The organism is Oleiphilus sp. HI0125 (assembly GCF_001635355.1).
On the sequence record NZ_LWGF01000710.1, the window covers coordinates 1 to 1222 of the forward strand.

General features: G+C 45.7%; 1 protein-coding gene. It reads left to right on the forward strand.

The features are described from left to right. A partial coding sequence (locus tag A3762_RS10325) for a pectin acetylesterase-family hydrolase (protein ID WP_068755317.1) occupies positions 1 to 972 on the forward strand: 972 nt, incomplete at its 5' end. Between the last annotated feature and the right edge of the window lie 250 nt (positions 973 to 1222).

Here is a 1222-nt window from a genome sequence, read left to right on the forward strand (position 1 = left end):
GAGACGAAGGCTAAATTCGTTTCGCCCATTATGAACGGTAACGATCCTGGTTTACCTTTCCGTCGTCGTGAGAATTTGGCAACAAATGGATGGGATGCCGCCTACATGCCGTATTGCACCGGCGATGTACATGTAGGTAATAATGTTCAGGTGTATGACGACCCGACGGGTGTGAATCCACCAATTACCTTCCATCATAATGGCTATGCAAACTCGACTGCGGCCTTGGACTTTCTAAATACGCGTCTAGGCACAATGAACAAAGTGATGATTACGGGCTTCAGTGCTGGTGGTGTAGCGTCTTCGGCGCTTTATCATGAAGTGCGTCAGCGTTTAGACTTCACCAAAGGCTATATGCTGAATGACTCAGGACCATTGTTCCCAGCACCCGATTCGAGCTACAACTCGCGTCAGTTGCACGAGACAATCATTACGTCTTGGGACATGCCTACTGTGCTTGCGAATATGCCTGCTTCATTCAATATTGATGATATGGGCACGGCAAATACCGCGGCGGCAAACTTGTATCCGCAAGATTCATTTGCTTATACGGCTTACAGCACCGACTTTAACTTCTCGCGATTCTCTTATGAGCGTTTCTTCCCGAACATGGATTACAACTCTATTTTGGCGAAGTGGCAGGAAGATCATCAGATCTTGATTGCGCAAATGAATACCTTGCCAAACTATGGCTACATGATTCCTTGGAATCGTCCAATCAATGATAGCCACTGTTCAACCATCGTTACCTTCATAGGCTCACACGCTTGCCCAAGTATTCGTAAAAAACGCTGGTGGGAGTTCCCAATAGGCCAAACGTGGAAGTGCCCAGGTACGTTCTATGGTATGGCGGCATTTCTTGATGCCTTCGTTGCGGGTGCAACATGGCGTTTAGTTGAACCATACAATAACTACAACAACGAAGATCCTGGTTGTGGTATCTACTGTCCATTGATCAGTGATGCGATCTAGATTCTGAGCTTTATTTCCACAGAGTAAACCCAGATAAAAGTCCTTTCCTAGTGCAATGCTAGGAAAGGCAATACACAAAACTAAGAACAACAGAACAATTAGGGTGACACGATGAGAACAAGTATAAAGTTAACCTTCATGGCAAGCGTATTAGGGGTATCAGCCGTTGTTGTATTAATGAATCAGGACGATACCGTTGATCCGAGTTTTTTACCCGTGACAGAACAGGTCCCAACGCCTTCTCCAAATC